Consider the following 26,673-nt stretch of genomic DNA (forward strand, 5'->3'; position numbering starts at 1 on the left):
AAGTATCCTTTAACTGTTATATAAACCTATACAGCACGGTGTTTTTACTATATTAAAAATATGGTAAAGGTTTGTATAAGTGTCCGATATATATGCTATTTTTGATAAATTAAAATAGTAATATTCTATGAGATTTATATTGTTGACATTGGGATTTCAACGATACATTTTCGTAGGTCGGATTGTTGCGAGTGGATATATATTGCTATGTATTCGTCTACTAAATGAAAGGGTTACTGCAATTTAGTAGACGGATAGCAAGTATATAGAAAGGAGAAAGGTAGAAAATATGAAGCAAGTATTGAAGTGTTTTAATGTCGTAACAATGATCACACTTCTTCTATCCATCATATTGCCTTCGCCCAGTGCTTTTGCTACAGAGATAAATAAAAAAAGCTGGGATGAGTTACAAGGAAATGATGTGAAAATTAAGGCAGATCAAGTGAATGCTGAAATGTATAAGGGAGAAGTAGCGGAGAGGGAGCACGTATTTCAATATAAGATTGAAAATACGGGAGATACACCAATCCGAGAATTAGTAATTAAACAAAATAATGACAATGGAATTGAGTTTCTTTCGCAATCTGTGAAAGTAAACGGAGAGAAGTTACTTGAAAATAAGGTAGCGGATTTCTATGTAGAGGAAAAAGATAATGGAGGAAAGGTTCTTTCTTCTAATCTTAAAATTCAAGATTTAAAATCACATGAAAAAATGACTGTATTAATAAAAGCTCGTCGTGCGCAACATTTTAATAAAGAGTATAAGCAAAAAATTAGTGTGCAAAAGGATCAACTACAAATAGGAAACATGTCTGTAGATGTTGAAGGGCTTCCTTCTGAAGAGAAGTTAGAAGCTAATACCGATGATGAGGCTGACAGTAGTAAGAAAGCTATCGGATCAACAACTGATTCAAAAACTAAAGAAGTGGATGGAAAATTAAAAGTATCTGTAGAAGATAAAAATACATCTGCACAAAAAACAGAAATAGAGAAGATAAAACAACCTGAGGCTGAGAAGCAACTAGAAAAAGAGAAAAAGCAATCACCTTTAGCAGTAAAGCAGAGTGATGCAGAAGTACAAGCTGCATCAGAAAATGCTTCGAAGGTTCAAATCCAAACAGGAGATAAACAAGGATTTGGAGACCCGTTGTATTCTACAATTGCTCCTGGTAATTTAGTACAGACTGGTAATGTGACGCTTGGTTTGACAGATAATCATTATACTAGGCAAAGTGTTGGTGGAAAAACCAATAAAAAAGCTGTAGATGTTGATAATGATGATACTACATTTAATTCATCAACAGGTGCATTTCCTAACATTCCTGCTGGAAGTAAAGTGAAAAAGGCATATTTATTTTGGACAGCAGCTATGGGGACTCCAAGTGATGCAAGGACAGATTATAGAGTTAGCGATGAAGATGTAAGAGAACCCGTTAAAATGAAGATGGGAAATAAGCAATACGCTGAAATAAGTGCTGATAGTATACGAAAAGCGGATTATTTACCGTATATTGCAAATCACTATGGCAGTGGTGCAGGGTACGTAGCGTATGCAGATGTAACAAATGTAATTGCACAGCAAGGTATTTCTCAAACGGTGACAGTTGCAAATGTGCCACAAATTAAATTTGAAAAAGGTAGTGGCTATTACTGGGGTAACTGGAATCTTATATTAGTTTATGAAAACTATAAAGAAACAGTAAAGGACATGAAGATTTGGGAAGGGCTAGTCTCTCAAAAAAGTACAGCCTGGACAGATATTAGTGTTAATAAAATAAACACACCAAAAGAAGGCGCTTTTAAGGCGAAATTTAGTTATTTTTCATCGCAAGGTGATCCAGCTGATAATGATGGATATGCCTATGATTATGGAGAGTATGATTTTGGGTTAGGGTATCAAAAGTTTAAAAATATTAAAGGTAAAGATAATGATGTTAATGACTCATCTATGACAGAAGTACAAGTAGAGGGTACTAACGAATTTGTTACGAAAAAATACCCAGGATATAATCCAGATTGGACAAATTCTTTCAGTACAGATATTCATACGTATCACCTTGAAGGACCCACTCAAGTGAAAAATGATTTAAAAGAAGCAAAAATGCGTTTTAGAGCATATGGTGGTGGCGGTGATATTTACGTATTAAATAACGCTACATTCGTTACAGAACATAATGCTCCAAACTTACAAGTTGATAAAAAGGCATTAGATAGTGCTGGAAAAGAAATTAAGGACGTTAAAGCTGGTGAAGAGTTTACGTATCAAATTGAAGTGAAAAATGATACGAAAAATAACCAAGCGCCGGTATCAAATGTAAAAGGTTTTGATAAATTAGATGATCGTTTAGAGTATGTTCCAGGGTCTATTCAATATGTTTCTGGAAGTAATAAAGGAAATAAAACAGATAATGCAAGCGATGATGAAGCAGAGTTTGTAAATAATCAAATTGATTTTCGTGTTGGTGAGGGTGCAGATGCTAAAAACGGTGGTGTTTTAAAGCCGGGTGAAAGTACCGTTATTACATTCAAAGTAAAAGTGAAAGATTCTGTACAATCAGATACAACAGTAAAAAATGTCGTTGTTGTAAAGGGACAAGATAGTGCCGAGATAAAGTATGAAACTGAGGACGATGCAAATGTTACGGTTACTACCCCAAAAGAAGTTCCAGGGGAAATAGAGGCGAGAAAAATAGCTTCTAATAAAACACCGAGGTTAGGTGATGAGGTAGAGTATCGTATTACATTTAAAAATAAGATAAAAGATGGACGTCTAGATGTATTGACGATTGAAGACGAATTACCAAGTAGTCTTGAATACGTGAAAGATAGTTTGAAAGCCGAAGGTGTAAAACCAGAGCCAGTAGAGCTGAAGTTTGAAAATGGCAAAGTAATTGCAAAGTATCCAGAAATTATGGATATGGAAGAAAGAAGTATCGTCTTTAAAACAAAAGTAAAAGAAACTGCAAAAATTGGTGAAGAAATTGTTAACAAAGCAACCGTTAGTGATAAAACAAATCCACCAAAGGATCTAGAAGAGAAGATTACACCACAGCATAAGGCCGGTAAAATTGATGCAAAGAAAAAAGCAACAAATAAGAAGCCGAAGCTAGGAGAAGAATTTGAATATCAAATTAGCTTTAAAAATACGGTGGAAAACGGAAAACTAGATGCAATTACAATAGAAGATGAAATTCCAGCTAACTTAGAATTTGTTCAAGGCAGTGAGAGAGCTGAAGGTACTGAACCAAATCCAGTAGAGTTAAAAGTAGAGAATGGTAAGGTAATCGCAAAATATCCAGAAATTACGGATACAAAAGAGCGAAGCATCGCCTTTAAAGTGAAAGTAAAAGAAGAGGCAAAAGCGGGAGAAACGATTGTTAATAAAGCGGTTGTGAGTGAGCCAAATGGACAGTCTGAGCATCCAGAAGAAAAGATTACGCCGGATTATAAATACGGTAAAGTGGATGTAGAAAAAAACGTAACGAATCAAACACCAAAACTAGGAGAAGAAGTGGAATACCGAATTACATTTTATAATACGGTAGAAAACGGAAAACTAGAAACGGTGTTAGTAGAAGATACACTACCTAAAGGTGTTGAATACGTGAAAGATAGTTTGAAAGCTGAAGGTATAAAACCAGAGCCAGTAGAACTAAAAGTGGAAGATGGCAAAGTAATGGCAAAGTATCCAGAGATTATGGATACAGAAAAAAGAAGTATTGTTTTTAAAGTGAAAGTAAAAGATTCGGCAAAGGTAGGGGAGGCAATTGTAAATAAAGCAATTGCAAAAGATCCGAAAAATGAGCCTGTTGAATCGAAGGTTGTTATTACACCGCAAAGTAAAAAAGGTGAAATTGCTGCTACAAAGGTAGTTAATAATAAGAAGCCGAAGTTAGGTGAAGAAATCGAGTACCGCATTAGTTTTCATAATACGGTTGAGAACGGAAAACTAGAAACGGTGCGAGTGGAAGATACAATTCCAAAAGGTCTTGAATATGTAGAAAATAGCATCAAGGCCGAAGGAGAAGCACCTGGACCAGTAGAATTAGCTGTTGAAAATGGGATAGTCAAAGCTAAGTATATCGATATTATGGATATGAAAGAAAGAAGTATCGTCTTTAAAGTAAAGGTGAAGGAAGAAGTAAAAGTAGATAAAGAGATTGTCAATAAAGCAATTGTTGATGATACGAAAAATCCACCGATTGAACCGGAGGAAAGAATTACTCCGCAACATAAGGATGGAATAATTGATTCGAAGAAGACAGTAGATAATCCATCACCAAAACTAGGAGAAGAAGTAGAATACCGAATTAGCTTTAAGAACACGGTAGAAAACGGAAAACTAGAAAAGGTAATAATAGAGGATACAATTCCTAACGGTTTAGAGTATGTAAAAGGCAGTGAAAAGGCTGAAGGTGATAAACCAGCTCCATTAAAGTTAAGTGTGAAAGATGGAAAAGTTATTGCTGAATACGACAATATTACGGATATGAAAGAAAGAAGTATTGTCTTTAAGGTAAAGGTGAAGGAAGAAGCGGAAGTGGGGAAGGAAATCATCAATAAGGCAATTGTTGATGATATGAAAGATCCGAAAGAACCAGAAGCGAAAATTACACCATTACACAAAGATGGAAAAATTAAAGCGAAGAAAATCGTAAATAATGAAACACCGAAGTTAGGAGAAGAAGTAGAATACCGAATTAGTATGAAAAATACGGTAAAGAACGGAAAGCTAACAGACGTGACAGTAGAGGATACTTTACCAGAAGGTTTAGAGTATGTAGAAAATAGTTTGAAAGCAGAAGGTGCCGGAATAGATTCAGTAGAGCTGAAATTTGAAAACGGTAAAGTAATGGCAAAATATCCAGAAATTACGGATACAGAAGAAAGAAGTATCGTTTTTAAAGTGAAAGTAAAAGAAGAAGTAAAAGTCGGTAAAAAAATCATTAATAAAGCAACTATTGATGATTCGCAAAATAAGCCAGTTAATCCGACAGCGGAAATTACTCCTCAGTATAAAGATGGAAAACTTGAAGCAAAAAAGATAGTAAATAATGAAACGCCGAAGTTAGGAGAAGAAGTGGAATACCGAATTAGCTTTAAAAATACGGTAGAACATGGAAAGCTAACAGAGGTAAAAATAGAAGATGATTTACCAAATGGATTAGAGTATGTGAAAGATAGTTTAAAAGTAGAAGGTTCTAAGCCAGATCCAGTGGAATTAAAATTTGAAAACGGTAAGGTAATGGCAAAGTATCCTGAGATTACAGATACAAAAGAGAGAAGTATTACCTTTAAAGTGAAAGTAAAAGGTAAAGTGAGCGATTCAATTGTTAATGAAGCGATTGTGAGCGATACGAAACATCCGCCAGAAACACCGACAGCAGAAATTATTCCGCAACATAAAGACGGAAAAGTGAAAGCGAAGAAGACGGTAAATAATGAAACGCCGAAGTTAGGAGAAGAAGTAGAATACCGAATTAGTTTTAAAAACACGGTAGAAGACGGAAAACTAGCAGAGGTAAAAATAGAAGATACTTTACCAGAAGGTTTAGAGTATGTAGAAAACAGTGTGAAAGCAGAAGGTACTAAGCCGGATCCAGTAGAATTGAAAATGGAAAATGGTAAGGTAATGGCGAAGTATCCAGAGATTACGGACACAGAAGAAAGAAGTATCACTTTTAAAGTGAAAGTAAAGGAAGAAGTGAAAGTCGGTAAAAAAATCGTTAACAAAGCAATTGTTGATGATACGAAAAATGAACCAGAAACACCGACGGCAGAAATTACTCCGCAGCATAAAGACGGAAAAGTGGAAGCGAAGAAGACGGTAAATAATGAAACGCCGAAGTTAGGAGAAGAAGTAGAATACCGAATTAGTTTTAAAAACACGGTAGAAAACGGAAAGCTAGCAGAGGTAAAAATAGAAGATAATTTACCAAATGGATTAGAGTATGTGAAAGATAGTTTACGAGCGGAAGGTACTAAGCCGGATCCAGTAGAACTGAAAGTGAAAGATGGAAAAGTAATCGCCAAATATCCAGAGATTACGGATACAGAAGAAAGAAGTATCGTCTTTAAAGCGAAAGTAAAAGAAGAATTTAAAGTTGGTGAAGGCCTTGTCAATAAAGTAGTTGTTGATGATACAAAAGATCCAACAACTTCAGAAGTAACAATTATGCCAGAATATAAAGACGGTAAGCTTAAAGCAGAGAAATTTGTAAACAATAAAAAACCGAAATTAGGAGAAGAAATAGAATACCGAATTAGTTTTAAAAATACGGTAGAAAACGGAAAACTAGTAGAGGTTAAAGTAGAAGATGAAATTCCAGCTGGATTAGAGTATGTAGAAAACAGTTTACAAGCAGAAGGATCTAAGCCTAGTCCGGTAGAATTGAAATTTGAAAACGGTAAGGTAATGGCAAAGTATCTAGAAATTACAGATACAAAAGAAAGAAGTATTATCTTTAAAGTGAGAGTAAAAGAAGAGGCAGAAATAGGCAAGGAGATTGTTAATAAAGCAATCGTAGTAGATACAAAAAATGAGCCCGAAGAGCCTCATGTGGAAATTACTCCGCAATATAAAGATGGTAAAATTGCTGCGCAGAAAGTGGCGAATAATCATAAACCGAAACTAGGAGAAGAAGTAGAATACCGAATTAGTTTTAAAAACACGGTAGAAAACGGAAAACTAGCAGAGGTAAATATAAAGGATGTATTACCAAATGGTTTAGAGTATGTGGAAGGCAGTATCACGGCAGAAGGTTCTAAACCGAAACCAGTAGAGCTACATGTGAAAAATAATAAGGTAATGGCAAAGTATCCAGAAATTACAGATACAGAGGAAAGAAGCATTGTCTTTAAAGCGAAGGTAAAAGAAAGCGTAAAAGTGGGAGAAGAAATCGTAAATGAGGCAATTGTAGATGATACAAAGAATCTGCCAGAAGAGCCTTATGTACCGATTACACCACAATATAAAGATGGGAAAATTGAGGCAAGAAAAGAAGTAAGTAACCATGAACCGAAGTTAGGTGAGGAAATCGAATATCGAATTATTTTTAATAACACGGTGAAAGATGGAAAACTAGCAGAGGTAAAAATAGAAGATAAAATTCCAGCTGGATTAGAGTTTGTAGAAGGAAGCGAAAAAGCTGAAGGTGAAGAGCCAAAACCAGTGGAGTTGAAAGTAGAAAATGGTAAGGTAATGGCAAAGTATTCAGAGATTATGGATACGCAAGAAAGAAGTATTGTCTTTAAAGTGAAGGTAAAAGATTCGGTTACAATAGGGAAGGACATTACAAATAAAGCGATTATCCATGTTGATGATCCGAACCATCCAGTAATTGATCCGACAGCAAAAATTACACCACAATATAAAGATGGTAAAATTGCTGCTCATAAAAAGGTGAATAATCATAAACCGAAGCTAGGTGAAGAAATCGAATATCGAATTTCATTTAATAATACGGTGAAAGATGGAAAACTGGCAGAGGTTAAAATTGAGGATGAAATTCCGTTTGGTTTAGAGTATGTGAAAGATAGTCTAAAAGCAGAAGGTGATAAGCCGGCCCCAGTAGAGTTGAAAGAAGAAGCTGGTAAGGTTAGTGCGAAGTATGAAAATATCACTGACATGAAAGAAAGAAGCATTATCTTTAAAGTGAAGGTGAAAGATTCTGTTGAAGTGGACAAGGCAATTGTAAATAAAGCAATTGTTGATGATACAAAAAATCCACCAGAGCGACCAGAAGTAGATATTACACCGCAGCATAAAGATGGTAAATTTAAAGCTGATAAAAAGGTAAGTAAAAAAGATCCAAAGCTAGGAGAAGAAGTAGAGTACCGAATTAGTTTTAAAAATACGGTAGAAAACGGAAAACTAGCAGAAGTGAAAATTGAGGATCAATTACCAAATGGATTAGAGTATGTGAAGGATAGTTTAAAAGCAGAAGGTAATGAACCAAATCCGGTAGAGTTAAAAGAAGAAGCTGGAAAAATTACAGCGAAGTATGAAAATATTACTGATACAGCTGAGCGTAGCATTATATTTAAGGTAAAAGTAACAGAAGCAGTAAAAGTCGGGAAGAAAATCGTGAATACGGCAATTGTGGATGATGATAATCCGAAGAATCCTCCGCAAAAACCAGAAGCGATTATTACACCGGAGTATAAGAATGGAAAAATAAAAGCTGAGAAAACAGTAAATAACCCAGCTCCAAAATTAGGAGAAGAAGTAGAGTATCGAATTACGTTCCGTAACGTAGTTGAGCACGGAAAATTAGCGAAGGTGAAAATTAAGGATGAATTACCAAACAGTTTAGAGTTTGTAGAAGGTAGCGAAAGAGCTGAGGGGGATAATCCAAAACCGTTGCATGTAAAAGTGAAAAACGGCATAGTACTCGCAGAATATCCAGAAATTACGGATACGAAAGAAAGAAGTATCGTCTTTAAAGCAAAAGTGAAAGAAAAAGCTAAAATTGGCGAAGCGATTGTGAATACGGCGGTTGTGGAAGATACTATAAATCCACCAGAGAAACCGAATGTCGCGATACAACCTCAACATAAAGAGGGTGTATTACAAGCTGAAAAGACAGTGAGTAACCATGAACCGAAGTTAGGAGAAGAAGTAGAATATCGAATTAGTTTTGAAAATACGGTAGAAAACGGCAAACTAACTGAGGTGAAAGTAGAGGACGAAATTCCAGCTGGTTTAGAATACGTACAGGATAGTATAAAGTCTGATGGGCCGGAACCAAATCCAGTAGAACTTAAAGTTGAGAATGGAAAAGTAACAGCAAAGTATCCAGAAATTACGGATACGAAAAAAAGAAGTATCATCTTTAAAGTGAAAGTACAAGAAACGGTACAAGTAGGAAAAGAAATTATAAACAAGGCGGTTGTGGATGATAATAATCCGACAAATCCACCAGTTGAGTCACTTATACCAATTACACCTCAATATAAAGATGGGAAACTAGAGGCAAGGAAAGAAGTAAGTAACCATGAACCAAAGCTAGGGGAAGAAATCGAATATCGAATTACTTTTAACGGCACAGTAGATGGCGGGAAGTTAGTTGATGTAAAGATTGAAGATGAAATTCCGTCTGGTTTAGAGTATGTGAAAGAAAGTCTGGAGGCCGTAGGTGATAAGCCTGTGCCAACAGAACTTAAAGTCGAGAATGGAAAAGTAACAGTGAAGTATCCAGAAATTACGGATACGAAAGAAAGAAGTATCATCTTTAAAGTAAAGGTAAAAGAATCAGTAAAAGTTGGAGAGGAAATAACAAATAAAGCGATCATTCATGTAGATGATCCAGATCATCCAGTTATGGAACCGACAGCGACAATAAAGCCAGAATATAAAGATGGTAAGTTAAAAGCGACGAAGACAGTAAATAATAAAGAACCGAAGCTAGGAGAAGAAGTAGAATACCGAATTAGTTTCAAAAATACGGTAGAAAACGGCAAACTAGCAGAGGTAAAGGTAGAAGATGAAATTCCAGCCGGTTTAGAGTACGTGCAAGATAGCATTAGATTTGAAGGGGCTGAACCAAATCCAATAGAGTTAAAAATGGAGTTTGGAAAAGTAATAGCAAAGTATCTAGAAATTACAGATACGAAAGAACGTAGTATTATTTTTAAAGTGAAGGTAAAAGCAGCACCAAGTAAAGGGATAACAAATAGAGCGGTAGTGGACGATAAAATAAATCCACCACTTGAGCCTACAGTTACAATTTTACCGAAAACAAAAGAAGATCTTAAGATACCAGAAGAGCCGAAGGAACCAGAAGATCCGAAAGAACCGAAGGAACCAGAAGTGAAACCGGAAGATCCGAAAGAACCGAAGGAACCAGAAGTGAAGCCGGAAGATCCGAAAGAACCGAAAGAACCAGAAGTGAAGCCGGAAGATCCGAAAGAACCGAAAGAACCAGAAGTGAAGCCGGAAGAGCCGAAAGAACCGAAGGAACCAGAAGTGAAGCCGGAAGAACCGAAGGAACCAGAAGTGAAGCCGGAAGAGCCGAAGGAACCAGAAGTGAAGCCGGAAGAGCCGAAAGAACCGAAGGAACCAGAAGTGAAACCGGAGGATCCGAAAGAACCAAAAGAACCAGAAGTGAAACCGGAGGATCCGAAAGAACCAAAAGAACCAGAAGTGAAACCAGAGGATCCGAAAGAGCCGAAGGAACCAGAAGTGAAACCGGAGGAACCGAAAGAGCCGAAGGAACCAGAAGTGAAACCGGAGGAACCGAAAGATCTGAAGAAACCAGAAGTGAAACCGGAAGTAAGACTGGAAAAGTTAATTAAAGAACCGCAAGCAAAAGTAGAAAAAGAATTACCGAAAACAGGGGCAGCACATTCATGGATGATGTCAGTTGGTGCGGGAATTTCATTCTTAGTTGGCGGAGTATTATTCGTATTAGGTAGAAGAAGAAAACAATAATTTTTTAGACGAAAAGCACACTGAGTTCGATAGTTTATTGGACTCAGTGTGCTTTTATGTTATATAAAAGGAAAGCTCCTTCCACGTATGGAAGGAGCTTTATTTTTGCATATTAAAACATACTTGAGCTATGCATCGGTTGAAGTTTTGCATTTGGATCGAAGTAAGCTTTTGCATTATTTACTGCTGTCGGTGCTTCGCCAAATCCACAAGCGATAAGTTTTACTTTTCCTTCATATGTACAAATGTCACCAGCAGCGTAAATGCCAGGAATATTTGTTTCCATTTTTGAATTTACAAGGATGCTGTTTTTTTGTATATCTAAGCCCCAGTTTTTAATTGGGCCAAGAGAAGAAACGAAGCCGTAGTTTACGATTACGTCATCAACATCGATGATAATTTTTTCCTCCGTTTTTACATGTTGAAGAACGACTTGTTCAATCTTGTCATCACCAATGAGTTCTACTGGAACGTATGGTGTACTTACTTCTGCACGAGAATTCATTAAGCTTTCTACGCTATGTTCATGCGCACGGAATTTATCACGACGATGAACGATTGTAACTTTTTCAGCAATCGGTTCTAACATCATTGTCCAGTCTACTGCTGAGTCGCCACCGCCAAATACTACGACGCGCTTACCAGCAAATTTATTCATATCATCAACGAAATAATGTAAGTTTTTCTTTTCGTATTTCGCTGTACCTTCTAATTCTAAGCGGCGTGGTTGGAAAGCACCATTGCCAGCAGTAATGATAACTGATTTAGAATAGTGAGTTTGCTTATTCGTAACAAGTTTAAATATACCGTCAGCTTGTTTCTCAAGCGTATCGACAGCTTCTTCTAAACAAACAGTTGGGTCAAATTTCTTCATTTGCTCTTTTAAGTTATCAACTAATTCTTGTGCGCGTACTTTTGGAAATCCAGCCACATCATAAATGTATTTTTCAGGGTAGAGTGCGGATAATTGTCCGCCAAGTTGAGGTAAGCTTTCAATGATTTTTACACTTGCTTGTCTCATACCGCCATAAAATGCTGTGAACAGTCCCGTTGGACCACCACCAATAATTGTTATGTCGTAAACTTTTTGATTTTCTGCCACTTTCATTCCCCCTATAGATGGAATTTTGATATTGATTTCATATATTGTTCATATGTACACGAAAATCCTGCAAATGATGACACTTTCAAATAAATGATAGCATATTTGAGTTCATAATACTTCTGAAAACGACTGAATTGTGTGTAAGTTTTCGCATAGGTTCTTTTTTATTGTATAAAATATACAGAAAGGAAAATACATGAAAAAAAGGCTAAAAAACCCTTGAAAACGCTATGTTATTTTAAAATATTGATAATTCTCCAGACGCTTGAATTCTGGAATAAAACCGACTAATATAGGGAAGTATTATGTTAAATTTCTATGACAAAATTCGTACGATTTTTTGACTGCGTTTTGTTATGATATAGAATGTGATAAATTCCACATTCTTGACAAATAGAGTTTTTAGTACTTGGTATTATTTTTCATTACTATTATATAAAGAAAAGGGTTGTGATTTGGTGAAGACTCCAAAAATCGTAGTTTTAGGTGCAGGTTATGGCGGGATGATTACGACTGTTCGTCTGCAAAAAGCATTATCTGTAAATGAAGCTGAAATTACGCTAGTAAACAACAACAGCTATCACTACCAAGCGACTTGGTTACATGAGAGCGCAGCTGGTACATTACAAGATGAAAAAATCTGTCTAGATATTCAAGACGTTATTGATACAAATAAAGTGAACTTTGTACAAGACACAGTAGTAGAAATTAAAGCTGCTGAAAAACGCATTATCTTAAAAGATGGCGAGTTAGAGTATGATTACTTAGTAATTGGTCTTGGTTTCGAATCAGAAACATTCGGAATTACAGGATTAAAAGAGCATGCATTCTCAATCGCTAACATTAATGCAACTCGTGAAATTCGTGAGCATATGGAAGCTAGTTTCTCTAAATATGCAACTGAACAACGCGATGAGTTAGTAACAATCGTTGTTGGTGGTGCTGGATTTACTGGTATCGAGTACGTAGGTGAGCTTGCAAACCGTGTTCCTGAACTTTGCAAAGAGTATAATGTACCACGTGAAAAAGCACGTATCATCTGTGTAGAAGCTGCTCCAACAGCACTTCCAGGTTTCGATCCAGCGTTAGTAGAATACGCTGTAAAACAACTTGAGAAAAAAGGTGTAGAATTCCGCATCGGTACAGCAATTAAAGAAGCAACTGAAGAAGGTATTATCGTTGCGAATGGCGATGACACTGAATTAATTAAGTCTGAAACAGTAGTTTGGGCTGCAGGTGTTCGTGGTAATGGTATTGTGGAAGAGTCTGGCTTTGAAGCAATGCGCGGACGTGTAAAAGTTGATGAGTACATGCACGCTCCAGGATACGAAGATGTATTCATGGTTGGTGACGCAGCGTTAATCATTAATGAAGAAATTAACCGTCCTTACCCACCAACAGCACAAATTGCAATTCAACAAGGTTACAATATTGCACACAACTTAACTGTATTAGTTCGTGGCAAGGGCGAAATGAAGAAATTCGCATTCGATAATAAAGGATCTGTATGTTCTTTAGGTCATGACGATGCAATGGGCGTTGTTATGGGTAAAAAGTTAACAGGTTGGAAAGCTTCCTTCATGAAGAAAGTAATCGATAACCGTTACCTATTCTTATTAGGTGGACCTTTATTAGTTCTTAAAAAAGGTAAATTAAAGTTCTTTTAATATATAGTAGAAAAAGCAGAAACGGCTAAGAGCTGTTTCTGCTTTTTTCATATTAAAAATATAGTATAATATATAAAAAAGAAAGAATATTCTGTCCGTTCTGATGGAGGAGGTTATTACATCATGGAGAAACGAGGGAAGGTATGGCTAGCTGTTAGTGGTTTAGTAGCTACAAAAGATGGTAGGTGGCTATTTGTTAAGAAGAAATACAGTGGATTAAAAGGGAAATGGTCTTTACCGGCTGGTTTTGTAAATGAAGGTGAGACGGTTGATGAAGCTGTGAAACGCGAAGTGTTAGAAGAGACAGGCATTGTCGCTCATGTGAAGGGGATTATTGGTGTTCGATCGGGTGTTATTCGTAATGAGATTAGTGATAATATGATTATTTTCCTTTTGGAACCTGAAGGAGAAAATATTATTGTACAGGAGAAAGAATTGTCTGAAGTGGCGTTCTTACATCCGGATAAGATTGTAGACGATCCGAATACGTCTGTGCTTATTAAATATTTGTTAGAAGGAAGATCAGAACTACATCTTGAAGTGGACAAAACATTAAATCCAGGTGAACCATTTGGTTATACAGCTTATCACGTATTTACGGCACGTGCGAAGGAGAGGGGAAAAGAGTGAGTATACCGGTACTACTTATTTCAATGATGTTATTCTTTATTTTGTTCTTTGGAATTGGATTTTTACTCAACATGATTTTGCGAGCTACTTGGGTAATGGTTATTGTGTATCCGATTGTTTGTATGCTTATTATTAATAAAGCGAGTATGTGGGATTATTTTTCAAAACCGAAAGAAACATTTTCTTCATTTGGGACAAGTGTATCGCACTTAGGACAAGCAGACGTATTTATTCTATCTACTGGATTAGTAGGGGCTGCTTTAGCAGGAGTCGTAATCAAGAAACTTCGGAAAAGCGGATATCAAATGTTTTAATCTCCAATTAAGTTGGAGATTATTTTTTTTGCATATTCCTTCATCGTATAGGGAATGATTAACGATGAAGGAGTGTGGAATATAAAAATGTTAAAACGATATTGTATTCGCATTATGATGACTTGTTTACTTGCAATTGCATTATGCGTAACATGGAATGCTTTCACAGGAGTTTCTTTATTAGAGATTGTAAAGATATATGAAGGAATGAGTGCAAAAGAAGTACATGCAGCAGAAGTTAAGAGAAATGTTGCTCCGAGTAAAGAAGTGATAAATGCTTTAGAGCAGGCAAACGACTGGTCTAAATATCGTTCAATTGAAATGACTGCAACAGGTTATACATCGGGGATTGAGTCAACTGGTAAGAGGCCAGGGCATCCAGAGTATGGTATTACATATTCAGGTGTCAAAGTGAAAAGGGATTTATATTCCACAATTGCTGCGGACTTACGCGTATTCCCGATTGGAACGATTCTCTTCGTGCCAGGTTACGGGTATGGTGTAGTAGCTGATAAGGGCGGTGCAATAAAAGGAAACCGTCTTGATCTATATTATGATACGGTGAAAGATGTTTATAGCCAATGGGGTAAGAAAAAAGTAAATGTGTACGTAGTAAAAGTAGGAAATGGTAAGTTTACAGAAGAAGAGTTAACGATGTTAAATCAAGACGAAACGATGCAAGTGTTTCGTGGTCAATATTTAAAACAAAGATAGTCTAGTCGTAATTACGCTAGACTTTTTTTCTTGGCTTATTTCATGATAGAGGAGATTTTGGATCTGCGATTTTACACGCCATATAACTGTAGTTAGAATTATCGCATTTTATCGAAAATAAAGTTATAATGGTGGTAGAGAAATTTAGGGGGTCTGAACATGTTTCAAGTACAAAAAGAATTAGCAGGTCATGAAGCGGTAATTGTTGCTTTATTTGAAGAAGAGAAAATGAGTAGTTTTGTACAAGAACTGGACAAAGCGTTTGAAGGGCAATTACAAGTTTTACTAGAAGAGAAAGAATTATCTACGAAGAAAAAGGCCATTTCGAAAGTATATAGCTTAGGGAAAACAAATGTGAAACGTTATTACTTTGTTGGTTTAGGAAAGAAAGAATCTTACACGACAGAAACGTTACGTGCGGCTCTTGGTAAGGCGTTTAAAACACTGCAAGCAGCAAAAGTACAAGATGCAGCAATCTTACTTGATTCTTTCGTAACAGAGAAATTAGACGCGATTGATGTCGCTCATATTGCGGCAGAGGTACAAGGCCTTGGTACATATGAGTTACAAACGTATAAATCAGATAAAAAGGATCGTGTAGAGTTAGAGAAGTTCACGGCTATTACAGCGGAAGATGCACAAGAAATTGAAGCAGCATTAACAGTTGGCTACGTACATGGACGTGCAACAAATTCAGCTCGTACACTTGTAAATATGCCGCCAAACGTATTAACAGCGACAAAGCTTGCTGAGTATGCTGTTGAATTAGCGGAGAAGTATGATATGGACTATAAAGTTCTTGAGAAAGAAGAGATGGAAGACCTTGGTATGGGTGCGTTACTTGCAGTAAACCAAGGTAGTGTAGAGCCACCAAAAATGATCGCTCTTATTTATAAAGGAAAAGAAGAGTGGAGAGATGTCATTGGGTTCGTTGGAAAAGGTATTACATACGATACAGGTGGTTATTCTTTAAAACCACGTGAAGGCATGGTTGGTATGAAAGGTGATATGGGCGGTGCAGCTGCTGTATTAGGTGCGATGGAAATTATCGGTGAACTTCGCCCAGAACAAAATGTGATCGCTGTTATTCCTTCAACTGATAACGTTGTAAGTGGTACGGCATTTAAGCCAGACGATGTAATCACATCTATGAGCGGAAAAACAATTGAAGTATTAAATACGGATGCAGAAGGTCGTCTAGCTTTAGCTGACGGTATTACGTATGCGAAAAAACTTGGTGCAAACTACCTTGTTGATGTTGCAACATTAACAGGCGGTGTAATTGTTGCACTTGGAAACTATACGACAGGCGCAATGACAAATAATGAAGAGTTATTTGAGCAAGTGCTAGAGGCTTCTATGGAAACAGATGAGCCAATTTGGCAACTACCGATTTTTGATCGTGATAAAGAACGTGTGAGAAACAGTAAGTTTGCTGATTTAAATAACTCACCAGGCCGTGAAGGACATGCGGTTATGGCAGGTACATTCCTAGGCGAATTCGCTGAAGATACACCATGGGTACACTTAGATATCGCTGGAACATCAGAAACAAAAGGTGCGCACGACTTAGGTCCAGCTGGAGCAACTGGCGCAATGGTACGTACACTTGCAACACTTGTGGAGCGTTTTGGAGAAGAATAAGAGTATAAGTGAAGACTGTTCCGATATTTTGGAACAGTCTTCTTTTTTATAGGTTTGTTTATCCCACTATTTGCCGGGTAGTAAGACCCATAACTCAAAATTCAGCGAAAGGAAAGCAGTTAGGTCGGATTGCCGGTAAACGCTCGATTGGTGAGGGCTGATTAAAGTTTCACTTTATAAAGAAATCGTATACAAAACCCCATTTAAAGCAAAAGAAGTACGGCCCGTTTCTTCAGAGACAACTAATATAAGTGCATCACTCTTTTCTGATAAGCCAATTGCAGCTCTGTGACGTGTTCCTAGCTCAGGATCAACTTCTGTACTTTTCGTTAAAGGAAGAATATTAGCAGCTGAGACAATATGATTATTTTTTACGAGAACGGCACCGTCATGAAGAGGGTTACCTGGATAAAATATTGATTCGAGTAATGGGGCAGTTAAATGAGCGTTTAATGTCGTTCCAGTTTGAATGAGAGCTTCAAGCGTCTCGTTTCGTTCCACGACGATAAGAGCACCATGTTTTCTGGCGCTTAAATGTTGGATAGCTGTCGTAATAAAAGATGAACTTTCCGTATAAGGTGATAAATATGCCTGAATATAGTATGTAGCTGCCAATGTTTGTACATTTGCTAACATATGATGAATATCTTCCATTTTGCATAAAATACATTCGTCTTCTTTATCGATTGCGTTCCTCATAATCGATAGTTCTTTTTCAGCAATTTCAATCATTTGCTTTGTTTGTATTTTGAGCTCTTCTGACAAGCCCCATTCGTGCATAATCCTCATTCCCTTTAGTGGAGTATTTAACAATAGTGTATACAAATATTCCTAGTAAAATCCTGTTAGATTTTATAAAATATTGAGATACAGCATGTTTTTTTCATATAATAAAGGTATGACGAGCGAGAGGAGAGAGAAGAATGAATTGGAAACAAGAATTTAGTCGCTGGCTTTCTTACGCACAATTAGATGCAGAATTAAAAGAACAGCTAGAAAATATGAAGCAAGATGAGAAGAAAATCGAGGATAGTTTTTATAAAAATCTAGAGTTTGGCACAGGTGGTATGCGTGGTGAACTTGGTGCTGGTACGAACCGTTTAAATGTATATACAGTTCGTAAAGCAACAAAAGGATTAGCAAGCTTTATCGAAAAGTTAGGTGAGGAAGCGAAAAAACGCGGTGTTGTTGTAGCCTATGATTCTCGTCATAAATCACCTGAGTTTGCAATGGAAGTTGCTGCTACACTTGGTGCACGTGGTATCACAACATATGTGTTTGAAAGCTTACGTCCAACGCCAGTACTTTCTTTCGCAGTTCGTCATTTACATACAGTAAGTGGAATCGTTCTTACGGCAAGCCATAATCCGCCTGAATATAACGGATACAAAGTATACGGTGAAGATGGTGGACAGTTACCTCCAAAAGAGGCAGATGAGTTAATTAGCTACGTAAATGCAGTAGAAGATGAATTAACAGTTGAAGTCGCTGATGTAGAGCAATTAAAAGCTGACGGTTTATTACATATTATTGGACAAGAAGTAGATGATGCATATGCTGCAGAATTGAACAATGTCATCATTAATAAAGAAATGGTACAAAAGGTTGGTAAAGACTTAAAAATCGTCTTTACACCATTACACGGAACATCAAATATTTCTGTACGCCGTGGTTTAAAAGAAGTTGGATTTACAGATGTAACAGTTGTAAAAGAGCAAGAGTTACCAGATCCAAACTTCTCTACAGTAAAATCACCGAACCCAGAAGAGCACGCAGCGTTTGAGTATGCAATTCGTGACGGTGAAAAGGTAGGCGCAGATGTATTAATCGCAACTGATCCTGACGCAGACCGCCTTGGTGTAGCAGTGCGTAATCATAATGGTGAGTTCCAAGTATTAACAGGAAACCAAACAGGTGCATTAATGCTTGATTACTTACTATCTCAAAAGAAAGAAAACGGAACGCTTCCAGAGAACGGTGTCGTATTAAAAACAATCGTAACGTCTGAAATTGGTCGTACAATTGCAAAAGCATACGGTTTAGATACAGTTGATACGCTAACTGGATTTAAATTTATCGGTGAGAAAATTAGACAGTATGAAGAAAGCGGACAATATGAATTCCAATTCGGTTATGAGGAAAGCTATGGTTATTTAATCCGCCCATTCTGCCGTGATAAAGATGCAGTACAATCTGTTCTATTTGCATGTGAAGTAGCTGCATACTACAAATCACAAGGGAAAACGTTATATGACGGTCTATTAGAAGTATTTGAGAAGTACGGCTTCTTCCGTGAAGACCTTGTATCGTTAACGTTAAAAGGAAAAGATGGAGCGGAAAAAATCCAAGAGATGATGGCAACGTTCCGTGAGAATCCTCCGAAAGAAGTGGCGGGCTTAACAGTCGTAGCAGTTGAAGACTATAAAGCGAGCGTTGTTACATCTTTACAAGATGGACATAAAGAAGAGATTCACTTACCGAAATCAAATGTGTTAAAATATCAATTAGAGGATGGTTCATGGTTCTGCCTACGCCCATCTGGAACTGAGCCGAAGATTAAGTTTTACTTTGGTGTAAAAGATAGTTCTTTACAAAATAGTGAACAAAAGTTACTTACTATTAAAGAAGACATTATGAATCGTTTATAATACAAAGTAATTTTAAGTAGTAAGGAACAAAAGGGAGCGAAATCTCCCTTTTGTTTTATGTAGGAAATGCTTGCTATTGATTCCGACAGGAGAGAGGGTATTTTGTGATGAAAAAAGTAAGAAAAGCGATAATCCCAGCAGCTGGATTAGGAACACGTTTTTTACCAGCAACGAAAGCAATGCCGAAAGAAATGTTACCGATAGTAGATAAACCAACGATTCAATACATTGTAGAAGAAGCAGTGAAATCGGGAATTGAAGATATTATTATTGTTACTGGTAAAACAAAGCGCTCTATCGAAGATCATTTTGATAACGCATTTGAACTAGAACAAAACTTATTAGAGAAGAAAAAATATGAGTTGCTTGAAAAAGTACAAGCTTCTTCAAAAATGGTAGATATTCATTACATCCGTCAAAAAGAGCCGAAGGGACTAGGACATGCTGTTTGGTGTGCACGTAAATTCATTGGTGATGAGCCATTTGCAGTGTTACTAGGTGATGATATTGTCCAAGCTGAGAAACCGTGTTTACGTCAATTAATGGATGAGTATGAAAAAACACTTTCTTCTGTTATTGGTGTACAAACTGTTCCAGAAAATGAAACACACCGCTACGGAATTATCGATCCATTAGAACAAGAAGGTCGTCGTTACCAAGTTCGCAATTTCGTTGAGAAACCAGCACAAGGTACAGCTCCTTCAAACTTAGCGATTATGGGGCGCTACATTTTAACGCCTGAAATCTTTATGTTCTTAGAACAGCAACATGTCGGTGCTGGTGGTGAAATTCAGTTAACAGATGCAATCCAAAGCTTAAATGAAATCCAACGTGTATTTGCCTACGATTTCGAAGGAAAGCGCTACGACGTAGGTGAAAAGCTAGGATTCGTTCAAACGACAATCGAAATGGCTCTGCAACACCCAGAATTACGTGATGACATGGTTGCGATGATGAAGAAAATTTTAGAAGAACAAGCGAATCAAGAGTCATAATAAAAAATGAGTTATTTCAGTATACTGAAATAACTCATTTTTTTATTATGAAATCGTCGAATGAGAATGCTGATAAGCAGAACGACGCACAGCATAATATATGCGAGGTGCGATAATAGCACCGATAATTGTAAATGCAATATCTTTTACTGCAAACCACATCATAATCATCCAAGCAGCTTTATAGCTCATATTACCGCCCATAAAGAGATTGACTGCCCCGTACATGTAAGTAGTACCGATTATATAAGTTAAAATAATTCCTGTGAAAGAGGCAATTGCAAATGTAATGAATGTTGGTCTTTCTTTTTGTTCTACTAGTTTTCCGGATACGTAAGCAACGATAATAAATGCGATAATAAAACCACCAGTAGGATCTAAAAGTGCTCCAAATCCAGCTTTGAAGTTAGCGAAGATTGGTGCGCCGGCTACGCCAACGAGCATATATACAGTCATGGATAAGGCACCAAGTCTACTTCCAAGAAGAAGACCTGCTAAAATTGCGAAAAATGGTTGCATAGATAATGGGATGCCTGCTACTTGAAGGAATGGTGCCCAAGATACAATATTTGCACCGATTGCCATAAGAGCAACGAACATGGCAGCTAATGCTAAATCTAAAACATGAAATCTTCTCATAATGTTAACCTCCTGTTGTTTTTAGGTTAACATTATCGTAGCGAAAATATTTACTTGTTGTCAATCAAAATATTTTGATAAGAAGGCTTTAAATAGTCTCTTAGCAACGTATATGGAATACGAAATTGCGGAATTCCACTTGAATAGGGAGCAATCTCATATAAAGGGAAATAAATGACGAGATTGTCTGGCTCTAAAAAGAAGTGGAATTTTTTCATACTCATTACTTTTTCAGTTGCATCAGGAAAATAAATGCTTTCATTTTGTTTAATTTGTCGTACAATCTCCGCACGGATTACATCTTTATATTTATCCTTTTGTTCAAATAAATCGTCTAAGTGCAGTACCTTTTTTTCGTTTAAATCGAATGTATTTGCCTTCCACGTATAAAGACCGTGTGCTCCGCCAGTATATTGATAGTAATTCACATATAGGCTAAGAAAAGGTGGTTTGTTTAAAGAGACTTTATAATCAACATTTGCTACGTACGGATGAAATGGTGTACTAGATCCTTCTGTCTCTTTATAATATTTTTTTGCTTCTTTTTCTAATTTGGTTTTAAATTTGTCAGTGGATTTTTTGTAGTATAAATTGAGTTTATTTTGAAATTTAGAGTCAGAAAATTCGTGAAAAGAAGGCCTGTTTATTTGATATTCTATATAAGGTTTCTTACCTTTTTGCGTTACAGTCTTAACATCGATTGTCAGGTTAGATGCTTTGGCTGTTATTGCACAATTTGGTACAATAGTCAGCAAGGAGAACATAAGCAGTAATATACAAAATTTCTGTTTCATTTAGGTGAAGCCTCCTTATATAAGTGTTATAAGTAGTTTGAAAATAAATAGGTAAAATTATACATTTAATTAAAGTAAGAGAAGGGGGAAGCGATATGGCAAAAACTTTAATGGATTCACTTGGAATTGAGTTGTTAGAGATGACAGAAGATAAGGTGGTTGCTACGATGCCTGTTGATGAGCGTACGCATCAGCCATTTGGATTTTTACATGGTGGTGCATCGGTTGCATTAGCAGAAACAGTGGCAAGTGTTGGTTCATATAATTTAATTGATCAAGAAAAATGTATTTGTTTCGGATTAGAAATTAATGCGAACCACATTCGCTCAAAGAAAGATGGAATTGTAACAGCGATCGGAACACCAATACATAGAGGACAATCGACAATGGTTTGGGATGTTCGCATTATTGATGAAAATGATGATTTACTATGTATATCAAGATGTACAGTAGCAATTAAAGAAAAACGTGAAAAATAAAAAAGAGGCGCTCTTATGAGCAGCCTCTTTTTCTTATAATTAGAACTGGATTTTCTTCTCTAAGAAACCTTTTAGTTCGCTAATTGGCATACGAACTTGTTCCATTGTGTCACGGTCACGTACTGTAACAGCTTTGTCTTCAACTGAGTCGAAGTCGTATGTGATACAGAATGGTGTACCGATTTCGTCTTGACGACGGTAACGTTTACCGATAGAACCAGTTTCATCAAAGTCTACCATGAAGTCTTTAGCTAATTCTGCGAATACTTCAGTAGCACCTTCAGATAGCTTTTTAGATAATGGTAAGATAGCTGCTTTGTATGGTGCTAAAGCAGGGTGGAAACGAAGAACTGTACGAGAATCGTTTTCTAATTGCTCTTCTTCATATGCATCACATAAGAATGCTAATGTTACGCGGTCTGCGCCTAAAGATGGCTCGATGCAGTATGGTACGTAACGCTCATTCGTTTGTGGATCGATATAGTTAAAGTCTTCGTTTGAGTGTTCCATGTGACGTTTTAAGTCGAAGTCTGTACGAGATGCAACGCCCCAAAGTTCGCCCCAACCGAATGGGAATTTGAATTCAATGTCAGTTGTTGCATTACTGTAGTGAGATAACTCTTCTTCACCGTGGTCACGAAGACGCATGCTCTCTTCAGACATACCAAGTGAAAGTAACCAGTTTTTACAAGTTTCACGCCAGAATGCGAACCACTCTAAATCTTCACCAGGCTTACAGAAGAATTCAAGTTCCATTTGTTCAAATTCACGTGTACGGAATGTGAAGTTACCAGGTGTGATTTCGTTACGGAAACTCTTACCGATTTGGCCGATACCAAATGGAAGCTTTTTACGCATAGAGCGTTGAACGTTTTTGAAGTTTACGAAAATACCTTGTGCTGTTTCAGGACGAAGGAAGATTTCGTTTGTGCTAGACTCTGTAACACCTTGGAATGTTTTGAACATTAAGTTGAACTGACGGATTTCAGTAAATTCTTCACTACCGCAATCAGGACATTTTACTTCATGTTCTTTCATTAAGTCAGCCATTTGGTCGAAAGTAAGACCGTCAACAACCATTTCGATGCCTTTTGCATCTAAAGCATCCTCAATTAATTTGTCAGCACGGTGACGAGCTTTACATTTTTTACAGTCGATCATTGGATCGTTGAAGTTACCAACGTGACCAGAAGCGATCCAAGTTTTAGGGTTCATTAAAATAGCTGCGTCTAAACCAACGTTGTGTGGAGATTCTTGAATGAATTTTTTCCACCAAGCTTTTTTAACATTATTTTTTAATTCGATTCCAAGTGGACCGTAATCCCAAGTGTTTGCAAGACCACCGTAAATTTCAGAACCAGGGAAAACAAAACCGCGATGTTTCGCTAAGTTTACAACTTGTTCCATTGAATACATAAGAAAATCCTCCTTTTGAAAGTTAACGTATTGGCGATGACATACTCTGATACTTTGGAAACGGGCAGTATATGTTAAAAAGAACATAAAAAAACGCTCATCCCAAGGCTTATTTGCCTAGGGACGAGCGTTTGCCCGCGGTTCCACCCTAGTTGATACACAAAAGGTGCATCCACTTTATCATGTATTGCTCAGGACTGCCGTTTCCTTGCGGCTTCAGGCTTTCACTATCCCTGAATCGCTTTTTATGCAAGTACTTATAAGTCCGTCATCGCTACTTATATTAATAATAATGAACATATTCTAACACGTTCTTTTTTAAATCTCAATAGAGGAACGCGTCTATCTATGATAGAGTCTCGCCTATTTTTTCGTTATTTATTCGGTAATTTTGTTTAATATGCTTAATTGCTTCGCGCTTACTTAATGGAGCGAGCTCATTGTTTTGCACGTATTCCCAAACTACATCCTGATTTGTTTTTGCATATTCACGAAGGACCCAGCCAATTGCTTTTTGAATGAAAAATTCTTTTGAAGAATGTAGTTGTCCAATAATCCAGAAAAGAAGTTCTTCATCCATCTTTTGTTTATATTTGAGTTGGAATAAAATAGTGGCACGTTGTAACCAAATGTTATCTGATGCAATCCATTTTGGGATATAGGCAGAAATCAATTCTGGATGTTGTAAAAAGATATTACCTAAAAATGTAGGTACGATGCTATCGACAGTGTCCCACCAAGATTTTGTTACAATCAATTCTTCTAAGAAGGGGATATGTGTTTCGTTTATATGCTTTTTATATTTTTGCATAATATCAAGTGCAGCCGCTTGGAATTCACGTTCTGGTAAGTCCCAAAGTTCACGTACGATAATTTGGAAGTCTCTTTTATCTGGGAGAGTATGTATTTGAATGATGTCTTTTAATAATTGGCGTCTTTCCGGTGTTTGAATACCTAGAAATGGGAAGTGATTTTTCATATAACGAGCCATAGGTTCTGCTTTTTCAAGATTTTGATGAGCTGTAAAATGCTCTTGTAATGCTTTTACAAATGGATGCATACGTGTTTCTCCTCTCTTATTTTCTTTCTTCTCTTATTATACAAAGAGTTTGGATAAATTTTAAAACATAACTTGCAATGTAATGAAATATGTTGAAAGTAGAGAGGAGAGGATAAGATGGAGGATCAAGGCGTACTAGCAGGTTTCTTTGCTCTTAGTTTTGCGTTTATTCTTGTTATATTGATTTGGGCAATTATTTCATATTTGTTAACGGCTTTTGCACTTTATTCGATGGCGAAAAATGATGGTGCAACGGACGGGGTGCTTGCGTTTATTCCGTTTTTGAATAGTAAGACGTGGGGGGACTTAGCGAAAGATAAATTACCAGATTTTTTGAAAGAAGAAGCAGGGTGGAAAGTATTCGGCATATATGTTGCATGTTTCATTTTTAATTTCGTACCAATTATAAGTTTACTAGCAACAGCTGTATCGATTGTATTGTCCATTTATCTTATCTACGCTATTTTAGACAGATACGGAACGAACTCTATATTATTTACGATTATTCATGTAATCACATTTTCGGTGTTCTTACCGATTCACTTATTTATTATTCGAAATGAACCGGTGAGATATAAAGAGTAGATTTTTCATTTTTGTTGATAAGTAGCTATAAGTAAAAAAGCGCCCTGATTATCAGAGCGCTTTTTCTACTACATAAGGTAGCGTAAATAAATATAAATGTGAGAAATGATTAATGAAACGATCATAATTGGGAAACCGACTTTTAGGAAGTCCATGTAACTAAATTTATGTCCTTCGCGGCTCGCGATACCTGCAACGATTACGTTAGCAGAAGCTCCGATTAATGTTCCGTTTCCGCCCAGACAAGCACCTAGTGCTAATGCCCACCATAATACATCGATTTGTGCGTCAGATGGTGATAAGCCTAGCCCAACTGCCATATCGTTAATAAGTGGAATCATTGTTGCGACGAATGGGATGTTATCAATTGTTGCAGAGGCGATACCAGATACCCATAAAATAAGGATGGATGCGTAAGAAATATCTCCGCCTGTTATACCAATTACTTTTTGAGCTAACATTTTGATAAGACCGATATCGATAAGTCCTCCAACAAGTACGAATAACCCTGCGAAGAAGAAGATTGTTACCCACTCTACGCTTGCAAATACTTCTTCAATTTCATGCTCTTTCACACCAATTAACATAAGTACAGTAGCACCAGTTAAGGCGATAATAGCGGCATCGATATGGAAAATAGAATGAGTCATGAAACCTACAATCGTAAGTCCAAGTACCGTTAAAGATTTTTTCATTAATACTGGGTCTTTAATGTATTGTTTTTCATCTAAGCTCATTAATTTTTTAACTTGTACAGGATCGGCAATTAATTGTTTGCGATACATGAAGTAAAGTATTATCGCTGTAACTGCAATAATAATAATTACAATAGGTGCTAGATTCAATAGGAAAGCATTGAAGTCTAAATGCTTATTTGCAGAACCAATCATAATGTTAGGTGGATCACCAATTAATGTTGCTGTTCCTCCAATGTTTGAAAAAATAATTTCAGAAAGTAAATAAGGAACAGGATTTACTTGCAGTATGCGCGTAATAGATAAAGTAACTGGAACAACAAGAAGTACAGTTGTAACGTTATCTAAAAATGCGGAGCCAAGCGCGGTAAGTAAGGAAAGTGAAATTAAAATTTTAATTGGATTTCCTTGTGCCCCTTTTGCTGCTTTAATGGCAACGTATTGGAAGACACCTGATTTACTCGTAATGTTCACCAAAATCATCATACCGATGAGTAGCGTAATCGTTCCCCATTCAATATGTTTCGTAAAGGCGTTATGTAAATCGACGACCCCCACAATTACCATGAGTGCTGCACCAAGAAGTGCGATGACAGCGCGATTAATTTTTTCAGAAATAATAATGGCATATGTAATTAAAAAGACTGCGATAGCAAAATAATACTGCCAGTTAGCGAGTTCTTGCGTTGTTTCGTGCAAAAATCTCATCTCCTTTCATTCACTTTTTCTTAGTGTGTCAAAAATGCTCTAGAAGAAACACACATAACGTCATTATAAAGTAGGAAAATGGCGGATGTAAATGAAAGGAGAGATTTTGTCATATTTTCTGCATAGGTCATTTTTTCTTATTTTTTAA

17 protein-coding genes are annotated in these 26,673 nt (G+C 36.7%); 10 read left to right on the forward strand and 7 right to left on the reverse strand.

Annotation, left to right across the window (positions count from 1 at the left end):
* The first annotated feature begins 289 nt into the window (after positions 1-289).
* Positions 290-10,432, forward strand: a complete 10,143-nt coding sequence (locus AU379_RS20200; protein ID WP_061139663.1) for an isopeptide-forming domain-containing fimbrial protein — start codon at positions 290-292, stop codon at positions 10,430-10,432.
* Positions 10,433-10,544: 112 nt separating this feature from the next.
* Here AU379_RS20200 and AU379_RS20205 read toward each other — a convergent pair whose 3' ends face one another.
* Complete coding sequence (locus AU379_RS20205) at positions 10,545-11,534, reverse strand: NAD(P)/FAD-dependent oxidoreductase (RefSeq protein ID WP_000829788.1); 990 nt, start codon at positions 11,532-11,534, stop codon at positions 10,545-10,547.
* Positions 11,535-11,995: 461 nt separating this feature from the next.
* On the opposite strand from AU379_RS20205, the gene AU379_RS20210 reads away from it, so the two are divergent.
* From AU379_RS20210 to pepA, 5 genes are all read left to right on the forward strand, one after another.
* A complete protein-coding gene (locus tag AU379_RS20210; RefSeq protein WP_000856612.1) occupies positions 11,996-13,204 on the forward strand; it encodes an NAD(P)/FAD-dependent oxidoreductase in 1,209 nt (402 codons plus the stop codon).
* 123 nt (positions 13,205-13,327) lie between these two features.
* Complete coding sequence (locus tag AU379_RS20215; protein WP_000415321.1) at positions 13,328-13,834, forward strand: NUDIX hydrolase; 507 nt, start codon at positions 13,328-13,330, stop codon at positions 13,832-13,834.
* Complete coding sequence (locus AU379_RS20220; RefSeq protein WP_000027016.1) at positions 13,831-14,148, forward strand: YuiB family protein; 318 nt, start codon at positions 13,831-13,833, stop codon at positions 14,146-14,148. The genes AU379_RS20215 and AU379_RS20220 overlap by 4 nt, the downstream gene beginning before the upstream one ends.
* Before the next feature lie 87 nt (positions 14,149-14,235).
* Entirely contained in the window at positions 14,236-14,862 is a 627-nt protein-coding gene (locus AU379_RS20225) for a 3D domain-containing protein (RefSeq protein ID WP_000920098.1), read from the forward strand.
* Positions 14,863-15,021: 159 nt separating this feature from the next.
* Positions 15,022-16,506 carry a cytosol aminopeptidase gene (gene pepA, locus AU379_RS20230; protein WP_000487957.1) on the forward strand — a complete coding sequence of 495 codons (1,485 nt, stop codon included), beginning with the start codon at positions 15,022-15,024 and terminating at the stop codon, positions 16,504-16,506.
* A 174-nt stretch (positions 16,507-16,680) separates the two neighbouring features.
* Here pepA and cdaS read toward each other — a convergent pair whose 3' ends face one another.
* Positions 16,681-17,286 carry a sporulation-specific diadenylate cyclase CdaS gene (gene cdaS, locus AU379_RS20235; protein ID WP_000545253.1) on the reverse strand — a complete coding sequence of 202 codons (606 nt, stop codon included), beginning with the start codon at positions 17,284-17,286 and terminating at the stop codon, positions 16,681-16,683.
* 143 nt (positions 17,287-17,429) lie between these two features.
* Here cdaS and AU379_RS20240 point away from each other — a divergent pair, with 143 nt between their 5' ends.
* The gene (locus AU379_RS20240) at positions 17,430-19,154 is read left to right on the forward strand and encodes a phospho-sugar mutase (RefSeq protein ID WP_030029055.1); all 1,725 of its coding nucleotides are present in this window, start codon (positions 17,430-17,432) and stop codon (positions 19,152-19,154) included.
* A gap of 107 nt (positions 19,155-19,261) precedes the next feature.
* Positions 19,262-20,149, forward strand: a complete 888-nt coding sequence (gene galU, locus AU379_RS20245; protein WP_030029053.1) for a UTP--glucose-1-phosphate uridylyltransferase GalU — start codon at positions 19,262-19,264, stop codon at positions 20,147-20,149.
* A 45-nt stretch (positions 20,150-20,194) separates the two neighbouring features.
* Here galU and AU379_RS20250 read toward each other — a convergent pair whose 3' ends face one another.
* Positions 20,195-20,788, reverse strand: coding sequence for a biotin transporter BioY (locus AU379_RS20250; RefSeq protein ID WP_001252163.1), 594 nt, complete (start codon positions 20,786-20,788; stop codon positions 20,195-20,197).
* 50 nt (positions 20,789-20,838) lie between these two features.
* Complete coding sequence (locus AU379_RS20255) at positions 20,839-21,582, reverse strand: DUF3298 and DUF4163 domain-containing protein (protein WP_000810318.1); 744 nt, start codon at positions 21,580-21,582, stop codon at positions 20,839-20,841.
* A gap of 95 nt (positions 21,583-21,677) precedes the next feature.
* On the opposite strand from AU379_RS20255, the gene AU379_RS20260 reads away from it, so the two are divergent.
* Complete coding sequence (locus AU379_RS20260) at positions 21,678-22,061, forward strand: hotdog fold thioesterase (RefSeq protein WP_001140612.1); 384 nt, start codon at positions 21,678-21,680, stop codon at positions 22,059-22,061.
* A gap of 39 nt (positions 22,062-22,100) precedes the next feature.
* Here AU379_RS20260 and AU379_RS20265 read toward each other — a convergent pair whose 3' ends face one another.
* On the reverse strand, positions 22,101-23,477 hold the full coding sequence (locus AU379_RS20265) for a glycine--tRNA ligase (protein ID WP_000287147.1): 1,377 nt from the start codon (positions 23,475-23,477) through the stop codon (positions 22,101-22,103).
* A gap of 346 nt (positions 23,478-23,823) precedes the next feature.
* The gene (locus AU379_RS20270) at positions 23,824-24,537 is read right to left on the reverse strand and encodes a DNA alkylation repair protein (protein ID WP_000553304.1); all 714 of its coding nucleotides are present in this window, start codon (positions 24,535-24,537) and stop codon (positions 23,824-23,826) included.
* 117 nt (positions 24,538-24,654) lie between these two features.
* On the opposite strand from AU379_RS20270, the gene AU379_RS20275 reads away from it, so the two are divergent.
* The gene (locus AU379_RS20275) at positions 24,655-25,122 is read left to right on the forward strand and encodes a hypothetical protein (protein WP_000390061.1); all 468 of its coding nucleotides are present in this window, start codon (positions 24,655-24,657) and stop codon (positions 25,120-25,122) included.
* Between the two features lie 68 nt (positions 25,123-25,190).
* On the opposite strand, the gene AU379_RS20280 is transcribed toward AU379_RS20275, so the two are convergent.
* Positions 25,191-26,516, reverse strand: coding sequence for an ArsB/NhaD family transporter (locus AU379_RS20280; RefSeq protein ID WP_000545231.1), 1,326 nt, complete (start codon positions 26,514-26,516; stop codon positions 25,191-25,193).
* Between the last annotated feature and the right edge of the window lie 157 nt (positions 26,517-26,673).

Source organism: Bacillus sp. JH7, assembly GCF_001563515.1.
In the GTDB taxonomy this organism is placed as follows: Bacteria; Bacillota; Bacilli; order Bacillales; family Bacillaceae_G; genus Bacillus_A; species Bacillus_A cereus.